Origin of the sequence: Pseudoalteromonas sp. S8-8, assembly GCF_000497875.1 — a bacterium.
Classification (GTDB): Bacteria; Pseudomonadota; Gammaproteobacteria; order Enterobacterales; family Alteromonadaceae; genus Pseudoalteromonas; species Pseudoalteromonas arctica.
Genome location: NZ_AUTR01000057.1, coordinates 53,857 through 77,070 on the forward strand (window position 1 = coordinate 53,857; position 23,214 = coordinate 77,070).

At 40.7% G+C, this 23,214-nt stretch carries 24 protein-coding genes and 1 pseudogene; 20 read left to right on the forward strand and 5 right to left on the reverse strand.

The genetic code is table 11. From position 1 onward, the window contains the following. Positions 1-43 precede the first annotated feature (43 nt). Positions 44-1,195: a methionine adenosyltransferase gene (metK, locus tag L659_RS0118300; RefSeq protein ID WP_007377800.1), complete on the reverse strand. Its 1,152-nt coding sequence runs from the start codon at positions 1,193-1,195 to the stop codon at positions 44-46. Between the two features lie 304 nt (positions 1,196-1,499). Between metK and tkt the strand changes: the two genes are divergently transcribed. The 7 genes and pseudogenes from tkt to L659_RS0118335 all read left to right on the forward strand — a co-directional run bounded on the left by tkt (position 1,500) and on the right by L659_RS0118335 (position 8,612). Continuing rightward, complete coding sequence (gene tkt / locus L659_RS0118305; protein ID WP_024591472.1) at positions 1,500-3,491, forward strand: transketolase; 1,992 nt, start codon at positions 1,500-1,502, stop codon at positions 3,489-3,491. Positions 3,492-3,675: 184 nt separating this feature from the next. After that, positions 3,676-3,990, forward strand: coding sequence for a pyrimidine/purine nucleoside phosphorylase (gene ppnP, locus L659_RS0118310; RefSeq protein ID WP_002958974.1), 315 nt, complete (start codon positions 3,676-3,678; stop codon positions 3,988-3,990). A 177-nt stretch (positions 3,991-4,167) separates the two neighbouring features. Continuing rightward, positions 4,168-4,524: a ribosome hibernation-promoting factor, HPF/YfiA family gene (hpf, locus tag L659_RS0118315; protein WP_007584763.1), complete on the forward strand. Its 357-nt coding sequence runs from the start codon at positions 4,168-4,170 to the stop codon at positions 4,522-4,524. Between the two features lie 468 nt (positions 4,525-4,992). Continuing rightward, the gene (locus L659_RS0118320) at positions 4,993-6,168 is read left to right on the forward strand and encodes an NRAMP family divalent metal transporter (RefSeq protein ID WP_121954520.1); all 1,176 of its coding nucleotides are present in this window, start codon (positions 4,993-4,995) and stop codon (positions 6,166-6,168) included. 71 nt (positions 6,169-6,239) lie between these two features. Continuing rightward, positions 6,240-6,695 carry a GNAT family N-acetyltransferase gene (locus L659_RS0118325; RefSeq protein ID WP_024591474.1) on the forward strand — a complete coding sequence of 152 codons (456 nt, stop codon included), beginning with the start codon at positions 6,240-6,242 and terminating at the stop codon, positions 6,693-6,695. A gap of 94 nt (positions 6,696-6,789) precedes the next feature. Beyond that, positions 6,790-7,073: pseudogene (locus L659_RS01000000123080) on the forward strand (helix-turn-helix domain-containing protein). 123 nt (positions 7,074-7,196) lie between these two features. Further along, entirely contained in the window at positions 7,197-8,612 is a 1,416-nt protein-coding gene (locus tag L659_RS0118335; protein ID WP_155945822.1) for a hypothetical protein, read from the forward strand. 188 nt (positions 8,613-8,800) lie between these two features. Here the strand turns inward: L659_RS0118335 and L659_RS0118340 are convergent, their stop codons facing one another. From L659_RS0118340 to L659_RS0118350, 3 genes are read right to left on the reverse strand one after another with little or no spacing between them, the layout of a single operon-like run. Further along, on the reverse strand, positions 8,801-9,988 hold the full coding sequence (locus L659_RS0118340; protein ID WP_024591476.1) for a vWA domain-containing protein: 1,188 nt from the start codon (positions 9,986-9,988) through the stop codon (positions 8,801-8,803). A gap of 1 nt (position 9,989) precedes the next feature. After that, positions 9,990-10,838 carry an AAA family ATPase gene (locus L659_RS0118345; protein ID WP_024591477.1) on the reverse strand — a complete coding sequence of 283 codons (849 nt, stop codon included), beginning with the start codon at positions 10,836-10,838 and terminating at the stop codon, positions 9,990-9,992. A gap of 52 nt (positions 10,839-10,890) precedes the next feature. Continuing rightward, positions 10,891-11,130, reverse strand: coding sequence for a DUF1653 domain-containing protein (locus L659_RS0118350; RefSeq protein WP_010554438.1), 240 nt, complete (start codon positions 11,128-11,130; stop codon positions 10,891-10,893). Between the two features lie 60 nt (positions 11,131-11,190). Between L659_RS0118350 and L659_RS0118355 the strand changes: the two genes are divergently transcribed. The 11 genes from L659_RS0118355 (at position 11,191) to rpoS (ending at position 18,776) form a co-directional block, all read left to right on the forward strand. Then, positions 11,191-11,670, forward strand: a complete 480-nt coding sequence (locus L659_RS0118355; protein ID WP_010554439.1) for a DUF2947 domain-containing protein — start codon at positions 11,191-11,193, stop codon at positions 11,668-11,670. Between the two features lie 74 nt (positions 11,671-11,744). Further along, positions 11,745-12,380 carry a hypothetical protein gene (locus L659_RS0118360; protein ID WP_024591478.1) on the forward strand — a complete coding sequence of 212 codons (636 nt, stop codon included), beginning with the start codon at positions 11,745-11,747 and terminating at the stop codon, positions 12,378-12,380. Between the two features lie 37 nt (positions 12,381-12,417). Further along, positions 12,418-12,705, forward strand: coding sequence for a cell division protein FtsB (gene ftsB / locus L659_RS0118365; RefSeq protein WP_007584772.1), 288 nt, complete (start codon positions 12,418-12,420; stop codon positions 12,703-12,705). Next, positions 12,695-13,396, forward strand: a complete 702-nt coding sequence (gene ispD, locus L659_RS0118370; RefSeq protein WP_024591479.1) for a 2-C-methyl-D-erythritol 4-phosphate cytidylyltransferase — start codon at positions 12,695-12,697, stop codon at positions 13,394-13,396. Before ftsB ends, ispD begins: the two co-directional genes overlap by 11 nt. Beyond that, positions 13,393-13,890, forward strand: coding sequence for a 2-C-methyl-D-erythritol 2,4-cyclodiphosphate synthase (gene ispF / locus L659_RS0118375; RefSeq protein WP_024591480.1), 498 nt, complete (start codon positions 13,393-13,395; stop codon positions 13,888-13,890). Before ispD ends, ispF begins: the two co-directional genes overlap by 4 nt. Then, on the forward strand, positions 13,887-14,939 hold the full coding sequence (gene truD / locus L659_RS0118380; protein WP_024591481.1) for a tRNA pseudouridine(13) synthase TruD: 1,053 nt from the start codon (positions 13,887-13,889) through the stop codon (positions 14,937-14,939). Before ispF ends, truD begins: the two co-directional genes overlap by 4 nt. After that, positions 14,920-15,684 carry a 5'/3'-nucleotidase SurE gene (gene surE / locus L659_RS0118385; protein WP_024591482.1) on the forward strand — a complete coding sequence of 255 codons (765 nt, stop codon included), beginning with the start codon at positions 14,920-14,922 and terminating at the stop codon, positions 15,682-15,684. The genes truD and surE overlap by 20 nt, the downstream gene beginning before the upstream one ends. After that, positions 15,674-16,312 carry a protein-L-isoaspartate(D-aspartate) O-methyltransferase gene (locus tag L659_RS0118390; protein WP_007584780.1) on the forward strand — a complete coding sequence of 213 codons (639 nt, stop codon included), beginning with the start codon at positions 15,674-15,676 and terminating at the stop codon, positions 16,310-16,312. Before surE ends, L659_RS0118390 begins: the two co-directional genes overlap by 11 nt. Positions 16,313-16,321: 9 nt before the next feature. After that, entirely contained in the window at positions 16,322-16,900 is a 579-nt protein-coding gene (locus tag L659_RS0118395; protein WP_007584782.1) for a YqaA family protein, read from the forward strand. A 41-nt stretch (positions 16,901-16,941) separates the two neighbouring features. Then, complete coding sequence (locus L659_RS0118400) at positions 16,942-17,766, forward strand: peptidoglycan DD-metalloendopeptidase family protein (protein ID WP_024591483.1); 825 nt, start codon at positions 16,942-16,944, stop codon at positions 17,764-17,766. A gap of 35 nt (positions 17,767-17,801) precedes the next feature. Then, positions 17,802-18,776 (forward strand): RNA polymerase sigma factor RpoS, encoded by a 975-nt coding sequence (rpoS, locus tag L659_RS0118405; protein WP_007584786.1) that lies wholly within the window; start codon positions 17,802-17,804, stop codon positions 18,774-18,776. A gap of 90 nt (positions 18,777-18,866) precedes the next feature. On the opposite strand, the gene mutS is transcribed toward rpoS, so the two are convergent. Next, positions 18,867-21,452: a DNA mismatch repair protein MutS gene (gene mutS, locus L659_RS0118410; RefSeq protein ID WP_024591484.1), complete on the reverse strand. Its 2,586-nt coding sequence runs from the start codon at positions 21,450-21,452 to the stop codon at positions 18,867-18,869. Positions 21,453-21,473: 21 nt separating this feature from the next. On the opposite strand from mutS, the gene L659_RS0118415 reads away from it, so the two are divergent. Both L659_RS0118415 and recA read left to right on the forward strand, forming a co-directional pair. Continuing rightward, positions 21,474-21,962 (forward strand): CinA family protein, encoded by a 489-nt coding sequence (locus tag L659_RS0118415; RefSeq protein WP_024591485.1) that lies wholly within the window; start codon positions 21,474-21,476, stop codon positions 21,960-21,962. Positions 21,963-22,030: 68 nt separating this feature from the next. Further along, positions 22,031-23,074 carry a recombinase RecA gene (gene recA / locus L659_RS0118420; protein ID WP_024591486.1) on the forward strand — a complete coding sequence of 348 codons (1,044 nt, stop codon included), beginning with the start codon at positions 22,031-22,033 and terminating at the stop codon, positions 23,072-23,074. Positions 23,075-23,214: the final 140 nt, after the last annotated feature.

The window sequence follows — 23,214 nt, forward strand, 5'->3', positions numbered from 1 at the left end:
AAAAAAGCGCCAATTGGCGCTTTTTTTGTATTTACTTAGCCAATCAAAGGCCAGCAGCTGCGCGAAGTGCTTCAGCTTTATCTGTACGTTCCCAAGGGAATTCGTCACGACCAAAGTGGCCGTAAGCCGCTGTAGGAAGGTAGATAGGGCGCTCTAAATCAAGCATTTGAATTAAGCCGTAAGGGCGCAGGTCAAAATGTTCACGAATAAGTTCGATTAAACGGCTTTCTTCTAGCTTGCTTGTACCAAACGTTTCAACGCTGATAGAAGTAGGCTCTGCAACACCAATTGCGTAAGAAACTTGTAGCTCACACTTGTCAGCAAGACCAGCAGCAACAATGTTTTTAGCAACGTAACGTGCAGCGTATGCCGCAGAACGGTCAACTTTTGATGGATCTTTACCAGAGAAAGCACCACCACCGTGACGAGCCATACCACCGTATGTATCTACAATGATTTTACGACCAGTTAAACCACAGTCACCCATTGGTCCGCCAATAACAAAGCGACCTGTTGGGTTAATGAAAAACTTAGTTGCACTTGTAATAAGTTCTGCAGGAAGTACCGGCTTGATGATTGTTTCCATCACAGCTTCTACTAAATCTTTTTGCGAAATGTCTTCGCTGTGCTGAGTAGAAAGTACAACAGCATCAATACCTACTGGCTTACCGTTTTCGTATGCAAAAGTAACTTGAGATTTTGCATCTGGACGTAACCAGTTAAGCTCGCCGCTTTTGCGTACTTGCGCTTGGCGCTGTACTAAACGGTGTGAGTAAGTAATTGGGGCAGGCATTAGTACTTCTGTTTCGTTACATGCGTAACCAAACATTAAGCCTTGGTCGCCAGCGCCTTGCTCTTCTGGGCTAGTACGGTCAACACCTTGGTTAATGTCTGGAGACTGTTTACCAATAGTGTTTAAAATTGCACATGAATCGGCATCAAAGCCCATGTCTGAATTTGTGTAGCCAATGTCACGAATTGTTTTACGTGTAATTTCTTCGATATCAACCCATGCGCTAGTAGTGATTTCACCACCAACCATAACCATACCGGTTTTTACGTAAGTTTCGCATGCAACACGGGCATGAGAGTCTTGCTCTAGGATAGCATCAAGTACCGCATCAGAGATTTGATCGGCGATTTTATCCGGATGACCTTCAGAAACTGATTCAGAAGTAAATAAATGTTTTGCCATTGTAATTCTGCTCACAAATATTGCGCTTCACAAACGTCGGTATTAGCGCTAAAAAATTAAGGGGCGTATTTTATCGAAAACAAAACACCTTGCATAGTGTTTTTACGCCTAGACGTCTAAATAAAATTACTAATAACTTTTTGGTCTTAAAAAATATTCATAATGCCTCACTTTTATAGGGTTTTTAATTGCACACAGCCCCCACAATAAGTAAGAATGGTCGGTATAAACGAACCCAAGTTACTTGGGTGCATAAACAAACACATAAATACCCGCGCAAATACACATAAAGGTAGGAGAATTCATGCCATCTCGCAAAGAACTTGCAAATGCTATTCGCGTCTTGTCAATGGACGCAGTACAAAAGGCCAAATCTGGTCACCCTGGAGCCCCTATGGGCATGGCTGATATCGCAGAAGTATTATGGCGCGATTATCTAAAACATAACCCAACGAATCCAGAGTGGGCTGACCGTGACAGATTTATTCTTTCAAACGGCCACGGTTCAATGCTTATCTATTCTCTATTGCACCTAAGTGGTTACGACTTACCACTGGACGAAATTAAAAACTTCCGTCAAATGCATTCTAAAACACCAGGTCACCCTGAATATGGCTATGCACCAGGAATCGAAACTACTACGGGTCCATTAGGTCAAGGGATCACAAATGCCGTAGGTATGGCAATTGCTGAAAAAGCGCTAGCTGCACAGTTTAACCGTGAAGGTCACGATATTGTTGATCACTTTACCTATGCATTTATGGGCGATGGCTGCCTTATGGAAGGTATTTCTCATGAAGCAGGTTCACTTGCAGGCACATTAGGTCTGGGTAAACTTGTTGCATTTTGGGATGACAACGGCATTTCAATCGATGGCGAAGTAGAAGGTTGGTTTACAGATGATACACCAGCTCGCTTTAAAGCATACGGTTGGCATGTAATTAGTGGTGTTGATGGCCACGACAGCGATGCTGTAAGTGCTGCAATTGCAGAAGCAAAAAGCGTTACCGATAAACCTTCACTAATTTGTTGTAAAACAATTATTGGTTACGGCTCACCTAATAAATCAGGTAGCCATGATTGTCACGGTGCTCCACTAGGTGATGACGAAATTAAAGCATCTCGCGAATTTTTAGGTTGGACTGGCGATGCTTTCGAAATTCCTGATGATATTTACGCACAGTGGGATGGCAAAGAAAAAGGCAAGCAGCTTGAATCAAGCTGGGACGAAAAATTTGCAGCATACGCAAAAGCATACCCAGAGCTTGCAACTGAATACAAACGTCGTATTAATAACGAACTGCCTGGCGATTGGGCTGAAAAATCTCAAGCGTATATTGAGCAATTACAAGCAAACCCTGCAAACCCAGCGTCTCGTAAAGCATCGCAAAATGCATTAAACGCATTTGGTCCGTTATTACCAGAATTTATGGGTGGTTCAGCCGATTTAGCAGGCTCAAACTTAACAATTTGGGATGGCTCTAAAGGTTTAACACGCGATGATGCAAGTGGTAACTACATTTACTACGGTGTACGTGAGTTTGGTATGTCGGCAATTATGAATGGTATTGCGCTTCATAAAGGCTTTATTCCTTACGGTGCTACGTTCTTAATGTTTGTTGAATATGCAAAAAATGCTGTGCGTATGGCTGCATTAATGAAGCAACCAAGCATTTTTGTATACACGCACGATTCAATTGGTTTAGGTGAAGATGGTCCAACTCACCAACCAGTAGAGCAAATTGCAAGCATGCGTTTAACGCCTAACTTATACAACTGGCGTCCATGTGACCAAGTTGAGTCGGCAATTGCATGGCAACAAGCTATTGAGCGTAAAGACGGTCCTACATCGTTAATCTTTACTCGCCAAGGTCTTGAGCAACAAGCACGTGACGCACAGCAATTAAGCGATGTTAAAAAGGGTGGTTACATCCTTAGCTGTGACGGCAACCCTGAGATTATTTTCATTGCGACGGGCTCTGAAGTGCAACTAGCACAAGATTCAGCAAGCGAACTACGCAGCCAAGGTAAAAAGGTACGTGTTGTATCTATGCCATGTACTGATGCCTTTGAAGATCAAAGCGCAGCATACAAAGAAAGCGTATTACCGGCATCTGTTTCACGCCGCGTAGCAGTAGAAGCAGGTATTGCTGACTACTGGTACAAGTACGTAGGCCTAAACGGCGCAGTAGTAGGTATGACTACCTTTGGTGAGTCAGCACCTGCAGGCGAGCTGTTTGAGCACTTTGGTTTTACAGTGGCAAACATTGTAAGCAAAGCAAACGAGCTTTTTTAATCGCTTTGATTAAATAAAGTAAGTAATTGAAAAACCCGCACATGTTGCGGGTTTTTTTATGCCCTTACATGAAGCAACTTCACCTTGATCAATGCAGCTTTCCTTGCAAGAAAGTAAGCTATCAGGCAAGGTAGTGCGATAAAATTTATAAATAAAAATCTTAAATTAATAGCAGGAGCTAAAAATGCCAAAGTTCGATAACGTGAGTGTAGTAAAAAAAGCCAATGTATATTTTGACGGAAAAGTGTCGAGCCGTACCGTTATTTTAGGTGATGGCGAAGCGAAAACGTTAGGTTTTATGCAACCAGGTGAGTTTGTTTTTGATACAAACCAAAAAGAGTGCATGGAGCTTTTAGCTGGCCAATGGGATATTTTATTACCAGGTGCAAGTGAGTGGAAAACATTTAACGCGGGTGAATCGTTTAATGTTGATGCAAATGTAAGCTTTAAAGTAAAAGTATCTGATTTTGCTGACTACTGTTGTTCGTACACAGATTAATCAGTACAGCTAGACGTCTGAAAGCCCATGCACTATGGGCTTTGCATAAACTTTGCACAACGCATGATTTAAATCACCAAAAACCGCAAATAAACCTCAAATATCTCTCTTTTTTCCTTGTGTTAATCTAAATAGCCCCCAATACTATTTATGAGGTAACAAATAAAAGGATACCCTATGAAAATTAATCTTTCTGGTCACCATGTTGAAGTTACTGACTCTATTAGAGAGCACATCAACGAAAAATTTTCAAAAATCGAGAGCCATTTCCCATCGCTTATTGCACTCGAAATTATTTTGTCTAAAGAACATCATAAAATCCAAGCTGAAATTAGCACTAATTATGAAGGCACGCGCATATCGGTAAAAGGGGAAAACGAAGTTATGTACCCTGCCATTGCAAGTGCAGCTAAAAAACTCGATGCAGCACTAAAACATCGAAAAGGGCAGATAAAAGCAAACTTACACGAAAAGCCTGTTAGCACTACACCTGAAATCGCACACGAGATCATCCAAGAGATGGATCTTAAATAAAATTTAGTCACAAAGTATTGTAAAAAAGAGCCGCATGGCTCTTTTTTATTGCCTGTAATTTAGGTAAGTTATGCGTTCTTGCAGTTTATTAATTATAAAGGTTAGGGTCTGTTTATCTTTCGAGGTTGAATTTACAGCTGTATGTTGGGCTTTTAGGCAAGGCAGAGCCTATGTAGTGTGGTTCTTCCCCATAAATAGGCGATAACGCAGCATAAAAGCCCAACATACGCTGCCCAAAGGGTTCTGCCTAGGGACGATTAACTCTTTATTGCTCGATTTTTACTTAGCCCACTAGGTTACAAACCTCGCGCTGCGATTAAATCGCCCCTAGATTGAATAAATTTCAATCCTGAAAGGTCAACAGACCCTGGTAAAAAGAACACACAACACACATATTTTGAGAAATTAATGCACACAATAAAAGCAGTATGGAAGTCTCGACTAGGTGCGCTTGGGCCTGGAATACTCATGGCAACAGCCGCTATTGGCGGATCTCACTTAGTTGCCTCTACACAAGCTGGGGCAATATTTGGCTGGCAATTATTTTGGCTTATCCTCGTTGTTAATGTTTTAAAGTACCCGTTTTTTCGCTTTGGTATGGAATACACACTCGCCACTAAAAACAGCCTAGTGGAGGGCTATAAAAGCAAAGGTCCGTTTTACTTCTACAGTTTTATTGGCTTAAACATTGTTGCCGCTGTTGTTAATACCGCCGGCGTATTGCTGCTTACCGCAAGCTTACTGCATTACGCCTTACCCGTGGTTATTGAAGTAACCTTGCTTTGTTGGATGCTGCTGGGGGTATGTTTAGTTATATTGCTACTTGGGCACTTTAAAGCGCTAGATAACGTTGCCAAAGGCATTATGGGGCTGCTTACGCTCGCTACTTTGATTGCCCTTGCCATTGCATTTAGTAACGGCCCAATGGCACCTGCTGATTATGTGGGACCTTCACCGTATGAACTTGCCATGCTTAGCTTTATGGTGGCTTTAATGGGCTGGATGCCAGCCCCTATCGAAATATCTGCATTAAGTTCTTTATGGCTAAAAGAAAAACAAGCGCAACAAACAGTTTCTAAAAGCCAAGGCTTGTTCGATTTTAACGTAGGTTACTGGCTTACAGCTGGCTTAGCCTTGGTATTTTTTAGCTTAGGTGTATTAGTGCAGTACGGGCAAACCAGTAGTATAGAGCTCGGCGGCGTCGCGTTTGCCAAGCAGCTTATTGATATGTACGCATTAACAATAGGCGAGTGGGCAAGGCCGCTTGTATCAGCAATCGCCTTTTTATGTATGTTTGGCACTACACTCACCGTGCTAGATGGCTACGCCCGTACGCTTAACGAATCTCATAAACTACTTGGCTTTAAGCAATCAAAACACAGTCTAAATATTTGGTTAATACTACAAGCACTTGCCGGTATGGCCGTTATTTTATTTTTTAAATCAGCCCTTGGCCCCATGCTTACGTTTGCTATGACACTTTCATTTGTTACAACGCCTGTATTTGCATGGCTCAACTTTAGCCTTGTGCGATCAGAGCCTGCTATTAAGCATAGCGTGTTACTACGTAGTTTAACGTGGTTAGGTTTGGTGTACTTAGTTGGGTTTGCTGTCGCTTTTGTAGTGTGGAAACTAGCATTCTAAATACAGCCACTTACTTTAGGGTTTTAATTAAAGCCCTAAAGCATTAAATTCTAGGATTAAACGAGGTATAAATGGATATTAGAATAGGTGATCTTTCAAACCCACACGTTATAAAGTTACTACAAGTGCACCATAACGATATGTTAAAGCACTCACCCGTTGAGAGCGTACATGCACTTGATGTGAGTAAACTCACTCAGCCCGATATAACTTTTTATAGCTTATGGATTGATAATAATTTAGCGGGTGTTGGCGCTTTAAAAGCACTAAATGCGACCGAAGGCGAAATTAAATCAATGCGCACATCAAGCAGCTATTTACGCCAAGGCATAGCCGCTAAGTTACTCACGCATATTATTGAGCAAGCGACCTTGCGAGGTTATAAAAAGTTAAGCTTAGAGACCGGCACGGCAAAGGCATTTTTGCCCGCACAAAAGCTTTACACTCAATTTGGTTTTAAAGAATGCGAACCATTTGGTGATTATGAGGTAGATCCGTACAGCTTGTTTATGAGTAAAGGGCTTTAAGTTGTATGCGCTCATTATTTATAGCGAAACAAAAAGTCAGGTTCAAAAGCAGATCATAAAAAGCAATTTAAAGAGTTTTTAGGGGGACAGGACAATGAGTAAACGTGATTTATTTTCAGAATTAACTACAACCCTTAGTGATGCTAAAGCACATTCACAAGTTAAGCTTACGTTACGTTCTCATACAGTAAATGATATCAACGATCTTGCTATCTCACCTGATGAAATAGTAAATATTCGAGAAATATCCAGCTTACATCAGCAAGAACGCTCGAAAATTGGGAACAAGGACGCAGCGCACCAAATGGGCAAGCGATAACATTGTTAAAGCTTGTGCAGCGTCATCCTGAGACATTGCATCATATTGCTGAGCTATAGGGTTTAAGGAACTCATTTGAGTAACTTAGGTACTTAGACAAGCTTGGCTATTTATTTTAATAGGCAAAAAGAGACGTGATCCGTTATTTGCAGAATATGGGTTATCTAAAAAGGAATTTATCTTTGAAAAAATTGTTAGTTGAGCCTGAAAGCGATAAGTGGCAAGAGTTAGTAAAATGCGTTTCTTATTCTCGATTAGTAGAAGACAATAATATCTCCGATATTATTGTGAATGGAAGTTGTAAAACAGATATTCATTTAAATAATTTGGAGTTTAAAGGTGATCTGCATTTAGATAATTTAGTTTGCCCGAAGCTTTCTTTGAGTGGGGTTACAGCAAATAGGATTTATATAAAAAATCTCTCTGTAGAGAGTTTAGAAATTCGTCTATTGGAATGTGACTCTATTCACTTTATTGACCTTAAGGCTAACAATCTCTATGTTAGGCATATGGATACTAAAGACTTTGATATTGGTTTATCTAACATTAAATCTCTATGTATATTTAATGTTAAGTCAAAAGATACTTCTATAAAGTTAAAAGAAAATAAAACTATAGATATAAGAGATATTGAATGTGTCACCTTTGACTTAAGCTCAAATGAACTCCAGATGGATAAACTTGTTGTATGTAATCTGGATGTAAAAAACGCCCATTTTGACCTTCCACATATTATTAATAATTTTGAGTTATATGGTTATATAGAAGGAAATTGTTCTTTTTGGGAAAACAGTTCCAATGATAAAAGCAGGCCAGACGCTGTTTTTATGAGGTGGTGTATTTTAAAAATACAAATTAGCTGTAATTTTTTAGGGGATTTTCAGCTTCATAATTTTATTACTCACAACTTTAACCTTTCCTATTCAAATACTAAACATGGTTCTATTGATTTTAATGGCGTAACTCCCTTTTCAGCGTCATCATTACTCCGCATTACCTCAAATAAATTATATAACAATAAGTTTTACGCTTGTGATTTTAAAGGTTTCGGTGATAAAAAAAGTATGGTGAGTGAAAATTCGTTTAACTCGAGTTTATCTCATGGAACGACATGGCCTAGTTACGGGAAGTACGATGAAAGCTACCATTTAAATTTTAATGAGTATTTGAATGGTAAAAAATATTATTACGAGTCTTTAAGTAATATGTGTGATTTAAGTGGTGATTCGTTTGGTAAGTACGCATATCAAAAAGAAGCTAAAAATACAGAGATTGAATCAATAAAGCATAATAGCAATTTTTCTTTCGTGGATTATTTACCTCTAATATTGAGCAAAATATTTTCTAAGTATAATACAAGTTGGTTAATTGCTTTGGTTTGGATAGTTTTATTTAACTTTTCATATTTTATTTATTTAAATTTCTCTTTGCATGATTTAATCACGGCTTTTAACCCTGTTCATCGCTTGGAAAGTCTGAACTTTCTAAGTGACTCACAACCTGTTGACTCTAAGTTTTACTTCGTCAATTTTATCATGAGGATTATAAATTCATTTTTAGTTTTTAAATTTATTAAATCCTTTCGTAAATATTACTGAGAGCTTCTAAAATGCGGTAAGTCGGGTTGTTCCTAGTTAATTCATCATTTTTGTCGGATGGCGTGGCTTCGCCACTTATCTGACCTACCTAAAAAGGTAGGTTGGTTAATCCGAGGGCGTCACCCGACAGGGTTCCAGATATAAGCATTGAATGGCCGCTTATATCTGGAACTGACGTAAGTTTAAACTCAACTCAGCTCTTTTATCGCTCTACTTATTCCATCCAAGCTCAGCGCATACATGCGGTTGTTCATTAACTCCTTTATAAAGCCAATTGATTGATAGTATGGCCAGTGTTCAACCGGTTGTGGGTTGAGCCAGGCGACTTTATCAAAGTGGTTGGTGACACGTGATAACCAGGCACTGCCAGGCTCTTCATTGTAGTGTTCTACCGAGCCGCCCGCATAAGCTATTTCGTAAGGTCCCATAGTGGCGTCACCCACAAATATTACTTTATAATCGCTGGTAAATTTATTAATCAGCGTCATGGTGTCGATTACGTTTGAATGGCGGCGCGCGTTGTCTTGCCATACGTGCTCGTATAAACAGTTATGAAAGTAGTAAAACTCTAAATGTTTAAATTCGCTGTGGGCGGCGCTAAATAATTCTTCGCAGGTATGAATGTAGTCATCCATTGAGCCGCCAATATCAAACAGCATGAGTACTTTTACTGCATTGTGGCGCTCGGGTGCCATTTTTACATCAAGCATGCCGCCTTGTTTTGCAGTAGCGCGAATAGTCTCGTTTAAATCAAGCGTGTCGCTTGCGCCAGTGCGGGCAAATTTACGTAGTTTTTTAAGGGCGAGTTTAATTGTGCGCGAGCCAATTTCTCTGTCGGTGTCGAGGTTTTTGTATTCTCGTTTATCCCACACTTTTACTGCTTGGCGGTTACGGTTGCCGTCTTGCCCTATACGCACGCCTTCTGGGTTATAGCCGTATGCACCAAAAGGTGATGTGCCGCCAGTGCCCACCCATTTATTGCCGCCTGCGTGGCGTTTTTGTTGCTCTTCTAAACGCTCTTTTAGGGTTTTCATAAGCTCATCGAGCCCGCCCATAGCTTTAAGTTGGGCTTTTTCTTCATCGCTTAGGTTTTTTTCGAATTCTTTACGTAGCCAGTCTTCAGGTAAGTTGTGCTGTTGCTTTAAGCTCTCGAGCAAATCGAGGTCAGCAATACCACTAAAATAGTCGCTAAAGGCTTTGTCAAATCGGTCAAAGTGCGTTTCGTCTTTTACCATTATAGTGCGTGCTAAATAGTAAAAGGCGTCTACGTCGGCAAATATAACGCCTTTTTTTAAGGCGTTTATTAAATCAAGTAGCTCGCGCAGGCTTACAGGCAAGCGGTATTCACGCAGTTTGAAGAAAAACGCAATCAACATCTTAACGGCGGCTCATAAAGGCAAGTTTTTCGATTAGGCTTATATCTTGCTCATTTTTAAGGAGTGCGCCAAACATGGGCATTAAACCGCCTTTTTTAGCTTTATCATGCAGTGTTTTAGCGTCTATGTCTTCTGCCATAAGTAGTTTAAGCCAGTCGAGTAATTCGCTGGTGGAAGGTTTCTTTTTAAGGCCGCTTGCTTCGCGCAGGTTAAAAAACACTTCGAGTGCTTGGCGTACTAAATCCTGTTTAACGTTAGGGTAGTGCACGTCGATAATTTGCTGCATTTCGTCGCTGCTAGGAAAATCAATGTAATGAAAAAAGCAGCGGCGTAAAAATGCGTCCGGTAATTCTTTTTCATTATTGGAAGTGATGATCACAATAGGGCGCTCTTTTGCGACAATACGCTCGTTAGTTTCATAAACATGAAACTCCATTTTATCAAGCTCAAGTAGTAAGTCGTTTGGGAACTCTATGTCGGCTTTGTCTATTTCATCAATTAATAGTACTGGGCGTTTGCCGTTAAGCTCTGCATACGTAAATGCCTGCCAAAGCTTACCTTTAACGATGTAGTTGCCAATATTGTGTACACGCTCGTCACCTAATTGGCTGTCGCGCAGGCGCGAAACCGCGTCGTACTCGTATAAACCTTGCTGCGCTTTAGTGGTCGATTTTATGTGCCACTGAATAAGCGTGGTATCTAAGCTTTTAGCCAACTCCTCAGCCAGCATAGTTTTACCTGTGCCTGGTTCGCCTTTAATTAAAAGTGGTTTTTCGAGCATAATGGCAGCATTTACAGCTTGTTTAAGCGCGCTACTCGCTATGTAATTGTCAGTTGAATTAAATTGCACGGTGTACCCTTGTCTGGTCTGAGGAGTAAGTTGTTTTGCTATAATGCCATAGTTAAACGGCAGGTCCAAGGTAGGCAAAACGCGGTATGACCTCACCTTCTTTTTCAACAGTTTCTAAAAACATACTAAGTGGGCGCGCCCACATACCAAATTCACCATATAGCGCTTGATAAATCACAAGCTGCTCCTCGGTTTCGCTATGGGTGGCAACATGAACAACTTTGTATTGCGGCCCTTTGTAGTGTTGGTATATGCCTGGTTTGAGTGAAAGTGGTTTTATTGCTGTAGTCATGTTTTGATCTCTTGTATAATTTGGCTTTGCACTTTTAATGTTAACTAATTTGCCAATACTATGAACTATATTTCGCTAGATGATTACAAAAAAGCATGGGTTTTTCGTCATAAAGACTTACCTGTATCAGATGAAGACGCAGTAAAAATAAAGCCTATGGGAGATGAGCGCGCAGCCGTACTTTGGACAACCATGGTAAGCCGTGAGTTTGATCACCCAGATTTTTTTGAAGACACCGATTGGTGTGGCCAAGAAAAAAGCTTTAGCCAAGAAGTAGATTGGCAAGATGCGTGGGAAAATGGTGATGCGCAACCACCAGAAGCAATCTTAACGTTTTTAGATTGGGAAGCTAACACCACTGTTTATTTTTGTATGGCACGCGATAATATTATCGAAACAACATTTGATGTATTTAAACGCAATTGGCAAAACTTTATGTTTTTAGCTGATGGCAGTTTGCTGATTGGTAAAAAGCGTAATACGGTTGTGCAATTTTTAGAATCAGGTAAAGCAAAATTAGGTGAAAAGCCAAGCGCTTAATTAGTGCGCTGCGCTTAAAAAACATTCAATACTGTGTTATAAAACATTTATCTGAATATTTTTGAGTACAGCTTTTGGTCGCTAAAAATCAGTCACTTGGTGCTCAGCAGCAAGTTGAAATTTGGCAAACTGATGCACAAAAAGTGTTGTATGCACAATTGTGCAATGCGTTTTATCAGCGTGAGGTTCAGCGATTAGTTGCAGAGCCTAATGCCGATAAACTGCGCCGTCAGTTAAAAAGCCTACCTTATTATATTGAGCGAGCTGCAACGTTAGTTGCCAATGGTGACACGCCTTTTACGCTGGACGCGCAAAATGGTACGTGGCTTGAAAAGCAAAAACCGACCCCACCCGATGTGAATGTTCAAGCTAATGAACTTTTTTATCAAACGTATGCCAAAGTGGGGCTTATAGTGCCCGTTATATTACATGGCTACGATCAGGTGCGTCTTAGAATAGACAGTATCGATCAGTTAGACGAAAATAAGCTGCATTGTAACGAGCTTGGTTGGTTTGATTTTTTAGGAAATGGGCTAGAGCAGCAAAATGCTCAGTTAATAAAGCCAAGTAAAGTGAGTTTAACCGCTGCATGTTGCGGGCATCAGTGGCAATTTTCGAAGCGTTGTATGCCACGGGTTTTATCACTACGCGAAATGCTTTTAGCGGGTAGTATTAATTGGCGCAATTTAAAGCGCCCCTTAGCGTATTAAAGTTAAGGTATTTGGAATTTAAAATAAGGAGTGTTAAATGCGTATTTTTCAAGTTGGCTTACTGTGCTTAGCACTGTTTGTACAATACAGATTATGGTTTGGTCATAATGGTTTACAAGACTACACACGGCTAAAAGGTGCTGTAGCGTCGCATCAAGAAACCAACGAAAAGCTCATTAAACGTAATAAAGTACTTAAAGCAGATATTGAAGACTTAAAGCTTGGCCAAGAAGGCATTGAAGAGCGTGCACGCAACGAATTGGGAATGATTAAACCGGACGAAACATTTATTCGTGTTTTACCGGGCAAACAATATGACAAATAAACAGACTATTGCAGCAATTGTACCTGCTGCGGGTGTTGGCAGTAGAATGCAGCACAATGCGCCTAAGCAATATATACAATTAGCCGGTAAAACCATTTTAGAACACACCTTAGCTAAACTTTCTCAATTATCTCAATTACGCACTATTGTTGTTGCCCTTAGCGACAGCGACCCCTATTTTGACGAACTCCCAACACTTGATAAGCGCATTGTTCGCGCCAGTGGCGGTAAAGAGCGTGCAGATTCGGTACTTAATAGCTTACTTTTTTTAGCGCCTAACCCGCCTACATGGGTGTTGGTGCACGATGCTGCGCGTCCGCTAGTTAATATCAGTGATATAGAACGTTTAATTGATGAATGTATACGCGCTGATGAAGGCGGTATTTTAGCTAGCAAAGTAAAAGACACCATAAAACGCGGCCACACTCATGCCCTACAAACTGTGCCACGAGACGATTTATGGCAAGCACTTACCCCGCAGTTTTTTAAATATGACGAGCTTAAAAATGCACTTCAAGGCGCATTAGCAAGTGGGGCAACTATTACAGACGAAGCAAGTGCAATTGAATGGGCGGGTAAACCGGTAAAGCTTGTAGCAGGTCGCAGCGATAATATTAAAATAACCACGCCAGAGGATTTAGAATTGGCTGGGTTTTTACTACACAAACAACAAAACGAGAGTGCATTATGATACGAATTGGCCATGGTTTTGACGTACATAAATTTGGCGGCGAAGGCCCGTTAACTATTTGTGGTGAAAAAATTGATTATCCACAGGGCTTTTTAGCGCACTCAGATGGCGATGTCGCTATTCATGCATTATGTGATGCTATTTTAGGCTCGCTTGCAATGGGTGATATTGGTAAGCACTTTCCAGATACGGCTAGCGAGTATGAAAATATCGACAGCCGTATTTTACTTCGCCATGTGGTGAGCTTAGCTAAAGAGCAAGGTTATGTAATTGGCAATGGCGATGTGACTATTGTTGCGCAGGCGCCAAAAATGCTGCCACATATTCAAGCTATGCGCACTAATTTAGCCAGCGATTTAAATTGTGACCTTAGCCAAATTAACGTTAAGGCCACTACTACCGAAAAGCTAGGCTTTGAAGGGCGCAGGGAAGGTATTTCTAGCCATGCAGTGGTTATTATGAGTAAAGAGCTTGCGAGTACAAAAAACGCATGAGCGATTTAAATTATTTATACGGTGCGCCGCTTTCTAAAGCTGATTTTAAAACCACTGCTGAAGATTTTATGGTTGATGAAGACCTAGGTATAGAGTTTACCGGTAGTGGCGAGCACGTGTGTTTGCAGGTGGTTAAAAAAGGCGAAAATACGCAATACGTTGCAAAGCTAATTGCACAGCGTGCGGGTGTTTCACCGCGAGACGTAAGTTACGCCGGCATGAAAGATCGCCACGGAGTGTGCTCACAGTGGTTTAGTGTAAAAGTACCGATTAAAAAGCCTATCGATTTTAGCGATTTAAATAGCGAGAGTATTTTTATTGTGTCGCAACAGCGCCACGACCGTAAATTACGCACGGGCTGCCACAAAGGTAATAGATTTACTATTACGCTTCGTAATGTAACCAAGCCCCTTGATATTTTATGCCGTATTAATGCTGTACGCGCAGGTGTGCCTAATTATTTTGGTGAACAACGCTTTGGACATGGCGGTCATAACTTAGTAATGGCTGAAAAAATGTTTGCAGGGGAGCGCATTCGCGATAAAAAACTACGCGGCATTATTATTTCAGCAGCGCGCTCTCATGTGTTTAATCAAATAGTAAATTTACGTGTTAAAGAGCATGGTTTAGCTAAAACAATGCACCGTGAAGTATTTATGCTCAGCGGCAGTAATGCATTTTTTGAAGATGCAATTAACGACGAAAACATAGAGCGATTAGCCACTGGCGATATTATGATGTCGGCACCTATGGTGGGTAAAAGCGAAAAAGGTTTAACCGAACAAGAAAAAATATGGCTTGAACCTTTCCAAACATGGTGCGATGGCTTAGGTGAGCTAGGCCTTAAAAATGAGCGCAGGATGCTGCGTTTAATTCCGCAAAACTTAACGGTTGAGACCATAGATGAAACCAGTTTAAAACTGAGTTTTGGTTTGCCAAAAGGGTGTTTTGCAACTGCATTATTACGTGAGCTGGTGGATTATAAAGATGCTAGCCCTCGAGAGCGCAAAGAAAAGGATAATGACATAAATGAAGATACTGTTAAGTAACGATGATGGCGTAAATGCTAAAGGCATTGCGGTTTTATATCAGGCGCTTATACAAATTGCAGATGTAACCCTTGTTGCACCTGATCGCAACTGTAGTGGCGCGAGTAATTCTTTAACATTAATGAACCCGCTACGAGCGACTACACTCGAGAATGGTTTTATGTCGGTTAATGGCACACCTACTGATTGTGTACATTTAGGTGTAAATCAGTTAGCTGATGAAAAACCAGATCTTGTTGTTGCTGGTATTAACCATGGTGCCAATTTAGGCGATGATACGCTTTACTCTGGCACTGTTGCAGCTGCAACTGAAGGTCGCCATTTAGGCTTACCTGCAATTGCAGTATCGCTTTGCTCACATAAGGGCGAGCATTTTGAAACAGCCGCTGCTGTTACCGTAAATATTATTAAAGGTTTGGCTTCGCATCCGCTTCCAAAAGATCAAATAATAAATATAAATGTGCCAGATATTCCATTAAGTGAATTAAAAGGGGTGCAAGTAACACGTTTAGGTACTCGCCATAAAGCAGAAACCATGACCAAACAAACCGATCCTTGGGGTCGAGATATTTATTGGTATGGATCGCTGGGCATAGAAAGCGATGCAGGTGAGGGTACCGACTTTTACGCAATCAATAACGGTTATGCCTCTGTTACGCCATTGAGTGTTGATATGACAGCCAAAGACAGCCTAAAAGCAGTAGGAGACTGGTTAGCCGATTTGGAGATTAATCGTGCTCGCTAATTATACCCGCAGTGCTAAAGCGTTATCTGATTTACTTAAGCGCGAAGGCGTTGAAGATACTCAAGTGCTGAGTGCTATAGCTGATATTCCGCGACACATATTCGTAGACGATGTGCTAAAACACAAAGCTTATGAAAATACGGCGCTACCTATTGGGCAAGGGCAAACTATTTCCCAGCCTTATATAGTAGCGCGCATGACAGAGCTACTTCGCTTAGCTGGTGTACGCAATAAAGTGCTGGAAATTGGTACTGGCTCTGGATATCAAACTGCAATATTAGCCAAAACGTTTACAAAAGTTTATTCGGTAGAGCGTATTAAAACGCTTCAGTGGCAGGCAAAGCGTCGATTACAACAACTCGATTTATATAATGTAACCATGAAGCATGGTGATGGTTGGCAAGGCTGGCAATCACAAGCACCTTTTGATGGTATTATAGTGACTGCTGCGGCCTCTAAAGTTCCGCAAGACTTACTTGCTCAGTTAGCCGATGGAGGCGTGTTATTAGCGCCCATTGGTGAGAGCGATCAAAAATTAGTAATGGTTATCCGCGAAGGCGATAATTATAAAGAGCATGTTATTGCTCCCGTTAGATTTGTGCCGCTAGTACCTGGCGATATTGAATAGGAATTCATTTTGAAGTTGTTTACCAAGTTATACGATATGGCCCTAGTGTGGGCAAAACACCGTCATGCGGAACGTTATTTAGCTGCAATGAGCTTTGCAGAGTCAGTTTTTTTTCCGATACCGCCCGATGTAATGCTTGCACCTATGTCGCTTGCGCAACCCAAAAAAGCATGGCGTTTTGCAAGCTTTGCCACAATAGCATCGGTTGTTGGTGGAGTAGTTGGTTACTTGCTTGGGTTTTGGCTATTTGAACCCGTTGTTGAGCCATTGATTGCACAAATGCACTGGCAAGAAAAGTTTGATATCGCATTAAATTGGTTTAAAGATTACGGTGTTTGGGTTGTGTTTTTAGCTGGTTTTTCGCCTATACCATATAAAGTATTTACCATTGGCGCAGGTGTTTTACAAATGGCATTTTTGCCATTTTTACTCGCATCGGCGATTGGACGTGGTGCGCGATTCTTTTTAGTTTCAGCCTTAATGAAGTGGGGCGGGGCTAAAATGGAAGCAAAATTACGTCAATATATTGAAATACTTGGTTGGGGATTAGTGGTATTAATTGCGCTAGCGTACTTTTTATTGCGTTAAGCGTTAAAAATATCAATTGTCTAATTTGGGAGAAAAATACAATGAATAAACAGTTTTTACTGTATGTGACTATATTTGTTGGTGTTTTTCTTTCTGGTTGCTCTTCTCGCCATATTCCAGCGCCTGTTAGCAGCCTAAATAATAATGTTAATGATTTAGGTCATACCATTAACATAAATGGCGATATTTATAAGGTGCAAAAAGGTGATACGCTCTATTCGATAGCCTTTAGCGCCGGTAAAGATTTTAGATTACTTGCAAAAAACAATTTAATTCCATCACCTTACACAATTTTCCCTGGGCAAAACATCTCCTTGACCCCCAAGCCCGAAAAAACAAAAAGGGATGAAAAATATACGAATTCGAGTAAAAAGTCTATAAAAAACACACAAAAAAATAACATAATATTAAAGAAAGAGCTTGATCCTCCAAAACAACGAGAGTATGTTCAGAAACAAGCCAGTAACAAAGTTAGTAATACTAAACGTTTGTCGAGCAGTAAAGTTAAGTGGTTTTGGCCTGCAAAGGGCAAAATTACCAAACGCTTTTCTAATAAGGAAAACGGTTATAAAGGTTTACAGATTACTAATCGCAAAGGGGCTTCAGTCTTAGCTGCGGCACAAGGAACAGTGGTATACGCGGGTAACGCTCTACGAGGTTATGGTAGTTTAATCATATTGAAACATAATGATGATTACCTAAGTGCTTATGCACATAACTCGAAATTACTTGTTAAAGAAAAGCAGAAGGTTAAGGCAGGACAAAAAATAGCAGAAATTGGTAATTCAGAATCTCCGGTCATCGCGCTTCGTTTTGAAATTCGCTACCGAGGGCAAGCTGTCAATCCTGCTAAATACCTACCCTAATTTTCAGGTATTGATAATTGCTCGGGAGAAGGCTTATGGCTAGCGCAGCAAAACTTGACAAACACACTACGACTGACGAAAAATTTGATGACATCGCTGCTGATGAAAGCACAACTTTACTAGATAAAGTCGAAGACGATGAAATCTTTGCAAAAGAAGAAGTAACTAAAAATCTTGATGCAACCCAACTTTATTTAGGCGAAATTGGTTTTTCTCCTTTGCTTAGCGCAGAAGAAGAAGTGTTTTTTTCTCGCAAATCACTTCGAGGTTGTGAAGCCTCACGCAAACGTATGATTGAAAGTAACTTACGTTTAGTTGTTAAAATAGCACGCCGTTACAATAACCGTGGCCTTGCTCTACTCGATTTAATTGAAGAAGGTAACTTAGGCTTAATTCGCGCTGTTGAAAAATTTGACCCTGAACGTGGCTTTAGATTTTCTACTTACGCTACATGGTGGATACGTCAAACAATTGAACGTGCCATTATGAACCAAACGCGTACCATTCGCTTACCTATCCATGTAGTTAAAGAGCTTAATGTTTACCTGCGTACAGCACGTGAATTAACTCAAAAGCTTGACCATGAGCCAACAGCTGACGAAATTGCAGCTTGCCTAGACAGACCCGTTGAAGACGTAACTAAAATGCTACGTTTAAACGAAAGAATTGCATCGGTTGATATGCCGATTGGTGGTGAAAACGACAGTGTACTGCTTGATATCATCCCAGATGAAAAAAGTGCAGGCCCTGAAGGCGAAGTACAAAATAATGATATTAATAAACATATTGTAGATTGGTTAGGAGAATTAAACCCTAAACAACGTGAAGTGTTAGCACGTCGATTTGGTCTACTTGGCTACGAGCCATCTACACTTGAAGATGTAGGTCGTGAAATAGGCTTAACACGTGAGCGTGTAAGACAAATTCAGGTAGAGGCATTACGTCGTTTAAAAGACATTTTGCAACAAGAAGGTTTAAGTACAGATAGCTTGTTTAATCAGTTTTCGTAACTAGTTAAATAGTATAAGAGACTATGTGTGTTAAAAAGCCGAAGAATTTATTCTTCGGCTTTTTTATGCTTGTAAATTAGATGATATAAATTACAACAATGCTTTTAGTTTATATAACAAATCGTGCGCTTGGCGTGGCGATAAATTATCAGGGTCAATTGCGCTTAACTGCTCTTCAACTTCGGAAGGTGTACTTTGTGCAATTTCGTTATTAAAAGTAAAGGCTTGTTGCTCTGTATTTGGTGCAGTAACGCTTTGATGATTTTCAAGTAACTTAAGTTTTTGCTTTGCTTGTGCAATAACAGCTTTTGGCACACCCGCAAGAGCAGCTACCTGTAAGCCAAAGCTCTTACTTGCTGCGCCATCAAGTACTGTATGCATAAAGGCGATTGTATCGTTATGCTCTATTGCATCAAGGTGCACGTTTACCAGACCTGTTGTTTGTTCAGCAAGTTCTGTTAACTCAAAGTAGTGCGTAGCAAATAATGTTTTAGCTGATATTTTTGACGCTAAATGATCGGCTGTTGCATACGCAAGCGAGAGCCCATCGTAGGTACTTGTACCGCGACCAATTTCATCCATTAACACTAAAGACTGCGCCGTGGCATTATTTAAAATAGTCGCTGTTTCGGTCATTTCTACCATGAAGGTTGAGCGACCTGATGCTAAATCATCGCTAGCACCAATACGTGTAAATATGCGATCAATATTACCTATTTTAGCGCTGTCTGCAGGTACATAACTGCCAATGTGAGCCATTAGTACAATAAGTGCTGTTTGGCGCATATAGGTTGATTTACCGCCCATGTTTGGACCCGTAATAATCAACATTTTACGTTGGCTGTTTAATTCAACAGGGTTAGCAATAAACGGTTCTTTCATTACTTGCTCAACAACAGGGTGACGACCTTGCTTAATGCTTATATTGTCGTTATCGCACAGTTCTGGTTTTGCATAATTGAGTGCAAAGGCACGTTCGGCCAAGTTATTTAACACGTCTAAATCGGCCAGTGCTGCTGCCATCATTTGCAACTGTTCAATATGTGGAGCGATAAATCTGAACAGCTCCTCGTATAGTTGTTTTTCAAGCGCTAAGGCTTTTGATTGGCTACCAAGTACTTTATCTTCGTGCTCTTTAAGCTCAGGAATTATATAGCGTTCGTTATTTTTGAGTGTTTGACGACGAATGTAGTCGGCTGGCACTAAGTGAGCATTGGCGCGGCTTACTTCAATAAAAAAGCCATGTACGCGGTTATAACCAATTTTAAGCGTACTAATACCCGTGCGTTCGCGTTCACGCAACTCTAGTTGATCAAGTACATCGGTTGCACCTTTACTTAAGTTACGCCACTCATCTAGTTCGCTGTTGTAACCAGGGGCAATAACGCCACCATCACGAATAAGTACCGGTGGGTTTTCTATCACTGCACGTTCTAATAACTCTTGTAAATCAGGGAGCTCAGGCGAGTGCTTGATAATACCCGTAATACGAGGATCGTTAGCACCACCTAACAAAGTGTGCAGTGGCGCAAGTGCTTGTAATGCATTGCGAAGGCGAGTTAAATCGCGCGGGCGAGCTGTGCATAAAGCTAGGCGTGCAATAACTCGCTCTACATCACCAATCTCTTTTAATGATTCGTGTAATTCACCGCACAGTTGTACATCTAAAATAGCGCTAATTGCATTTAAGCGAGAATTTAGCTCGTCTTTATTACGTACAGGTGTATGAATACGGCGCTTAAGTAGACGAGAACCCATTGGCGTTGCTGTTTTATCAAGTACTTGGGCAAGTGTATTTTCAAACCCGCCTGATAAATTAACGGTAAGTTCTAAATTTTTACGAGTAGCGGCATCTAAAATAACAGCGTGTTCGTTGTGCTCAAGTGTAATTGCACGAATATGTGGCAGTGCAATACGCTGTGTATCTTTTACGTATTGCATCAGGCAACCGGCAGCAACAAGCGCGCTGTGGGCTTTATCAACACCAAAACCTACTAAATCTTTAGTACCAAACTGATCGCATAATAAGTGCTCGGCCGTATCTAAGTCGAACTCCCACTCTGGGCGGCGGCGGGCACCTTTTATATGCTCAATTAAATGAAAGTTTTCAAAGCTTTCGCTATACAGAAGTTCTGCCGGAGCTAAGCGCTGAATAGTTGAGCTAAAGGCTTCGTCGGTGTTAACCTCTACAACGTTAAAGCGACCAGAGTTAATATCAAGGTACGCGATACCGTATAGACCTTTTTTACTTTGCCAAACGCTGGTAAGAAGGTTGTCTTGTCGTTCTTGTAAAAGCGCTTCGTCAGAAATTGTACCAGGTGTAACTATACGAACAACTTTACGATCGACAGGACCTTTACTAGTTGCAGGGTCACCCACTTGTTCGCAGATAGCCACTGACTCACCCATTTGAACTAAGCGTGCTAGGTAGTTTTCTACTGCATGATAAGGCACGCCCGCCATAGGGATAGGATCGCCACCGGCTTTACCGCGATGTGTTTGCGAAATATCGAGTAATTGAGCGGCGCGTTTAGCGTCATCAAAAAAGAGTTCGTAAAAATCGCCCATACGATAAAACAATAAAATATCGCGATGCTCTGATTTTATTTTTAGATACTGCTGCATCATAGGGGTTTGTTGTTTTATAGTGTGTGGTGCATAAAGATCAAACGACATGTATTTACCCAAAGGCTGAATATGGAATTACATCAAGAGATTAAAACACTTGCTGCGCAATTAGGCGCTATTTTAACGGATAAATGCTTATGGATCACTAGTGCTGAGTCATGTACTGGTGGCGGAGTGAGTTATGCCCTTACAGATACGCCCGGAAGCTCGGCTTATATTGACCGTGCATTTGTGACTTACAGCAACCAAGCAAAGCAAGATTTGCTAAATGTAAGTGCAAGCACATTAGCAAAGTACGGTGCTGTGAGCGAACAAACAGTGCGTGAAATGGCATTAGGTGCTATTAAAGCAACAAATGCAAATATATCTATAGCTGTATCAGGTATTGCAGGACCTGGCGGGGCAACAGAAGGTAAACCTGTGGGACTTGTGTGGTTTGGCATACAAATTAATGACAAAGTACTGACCTTTAAACAAGTATTCTCTGGCGATAGGGCTCAAGTTAGACTGCAAGCTATTGTATTTGCATTGAAAAGTGTAATAGATGAGATAAAATAAAAAAATTAGCTTGATACTGTGATTTCATACAGTATACTTGATTCCATTAGCTGGATTTGGAGAATAAAATGAACGATAACAAACAAAAAGCGTTGGACGCTGCACTATCACAAATTGAACGTCAATTTGGTAAAGGCTCAATTATGAAATTGGGTGATAACAAAGCGTTAAACATTGAATCTGTATCTACAGGCTCATTAGGTATTGATATTGCTTTAGGCATAGGTGGTTTACCTATGGGACGTATTGTTGAAGTATACGGACCTGAGTCATCTGGTAAAACAACGCTTACTTTACAAGTTATCGCTGAAGCGCAAAAAGAAGGCAAAACATGTGCCTTTATTGATGCTGAGCATGCTCTAGATCCAGTTTATGCACAAAAGCTTGGTGTTAACATTGATGAGCTTTTTGTATCGCAACCAGATACCGGTGAGCAAGCATTAGAAATTTGTGACATGTTAGTGCGCTCAAGCGCGGTAGACGTTGTTGTAATTGACTCGGTTGCTGCACTTACACCAAAAGCTGAAATTGAAGGCGACATGGGCGACTCGCACATGGGCTTACAAGCACGTTTAATGTCGCAAGCATTACGTAAGCTTACTGGTAACATTAAACGCTCTAACACGTTATGTATTTTCATTAACCAAATCCGTATGAAAATTGGTGTTATGTTTGGTAACCCAGAAACAACAACGGGTGGTAATGCACTTAAGTTTTACGCATCGGTACGTATTGATATTCGTCGTATTGGTTCTGTTAAAGAAGGCGATGAAGTTGTTGGTAACGAAACTCGCGTTAAAATTGTTAAAAACAAAGTAGCGCCGCCGTTTAAACAAGCTGAATTTATCATCATGTATGGTGAAGGTATTTCTAAGCAAGGCGAGCTAATTGACCTAGGCGTTAAGCATAAAATTGTTGAAAAAGCTGGTGCTTGGTATAGCTACTGTGGCAACAAGGTTGGCCAAGGTAAATCTAACTCAATTAAGTTTTTGAAAGAAAACCCAGAAATTGCAGATGAGATTGAAGGCAAGTTACGCGAAATGCTTTTATTAAAAGCAACTATTGAACCAGATGATGGTGAAGATAAGTTGGGCGATGACGCTGATCTTTAACAGTCTCAAATGAGTTTTTAAGCTTGATTTGACCCGAGCTTTAAAAAGCGTTAATCAGTAATGATTAGCGTTTTTTTGTTATTAAAAACTTAAAGTAGATAACCTGAGCTCTGGATAATAAATCTATCTCGAGCAGCTAT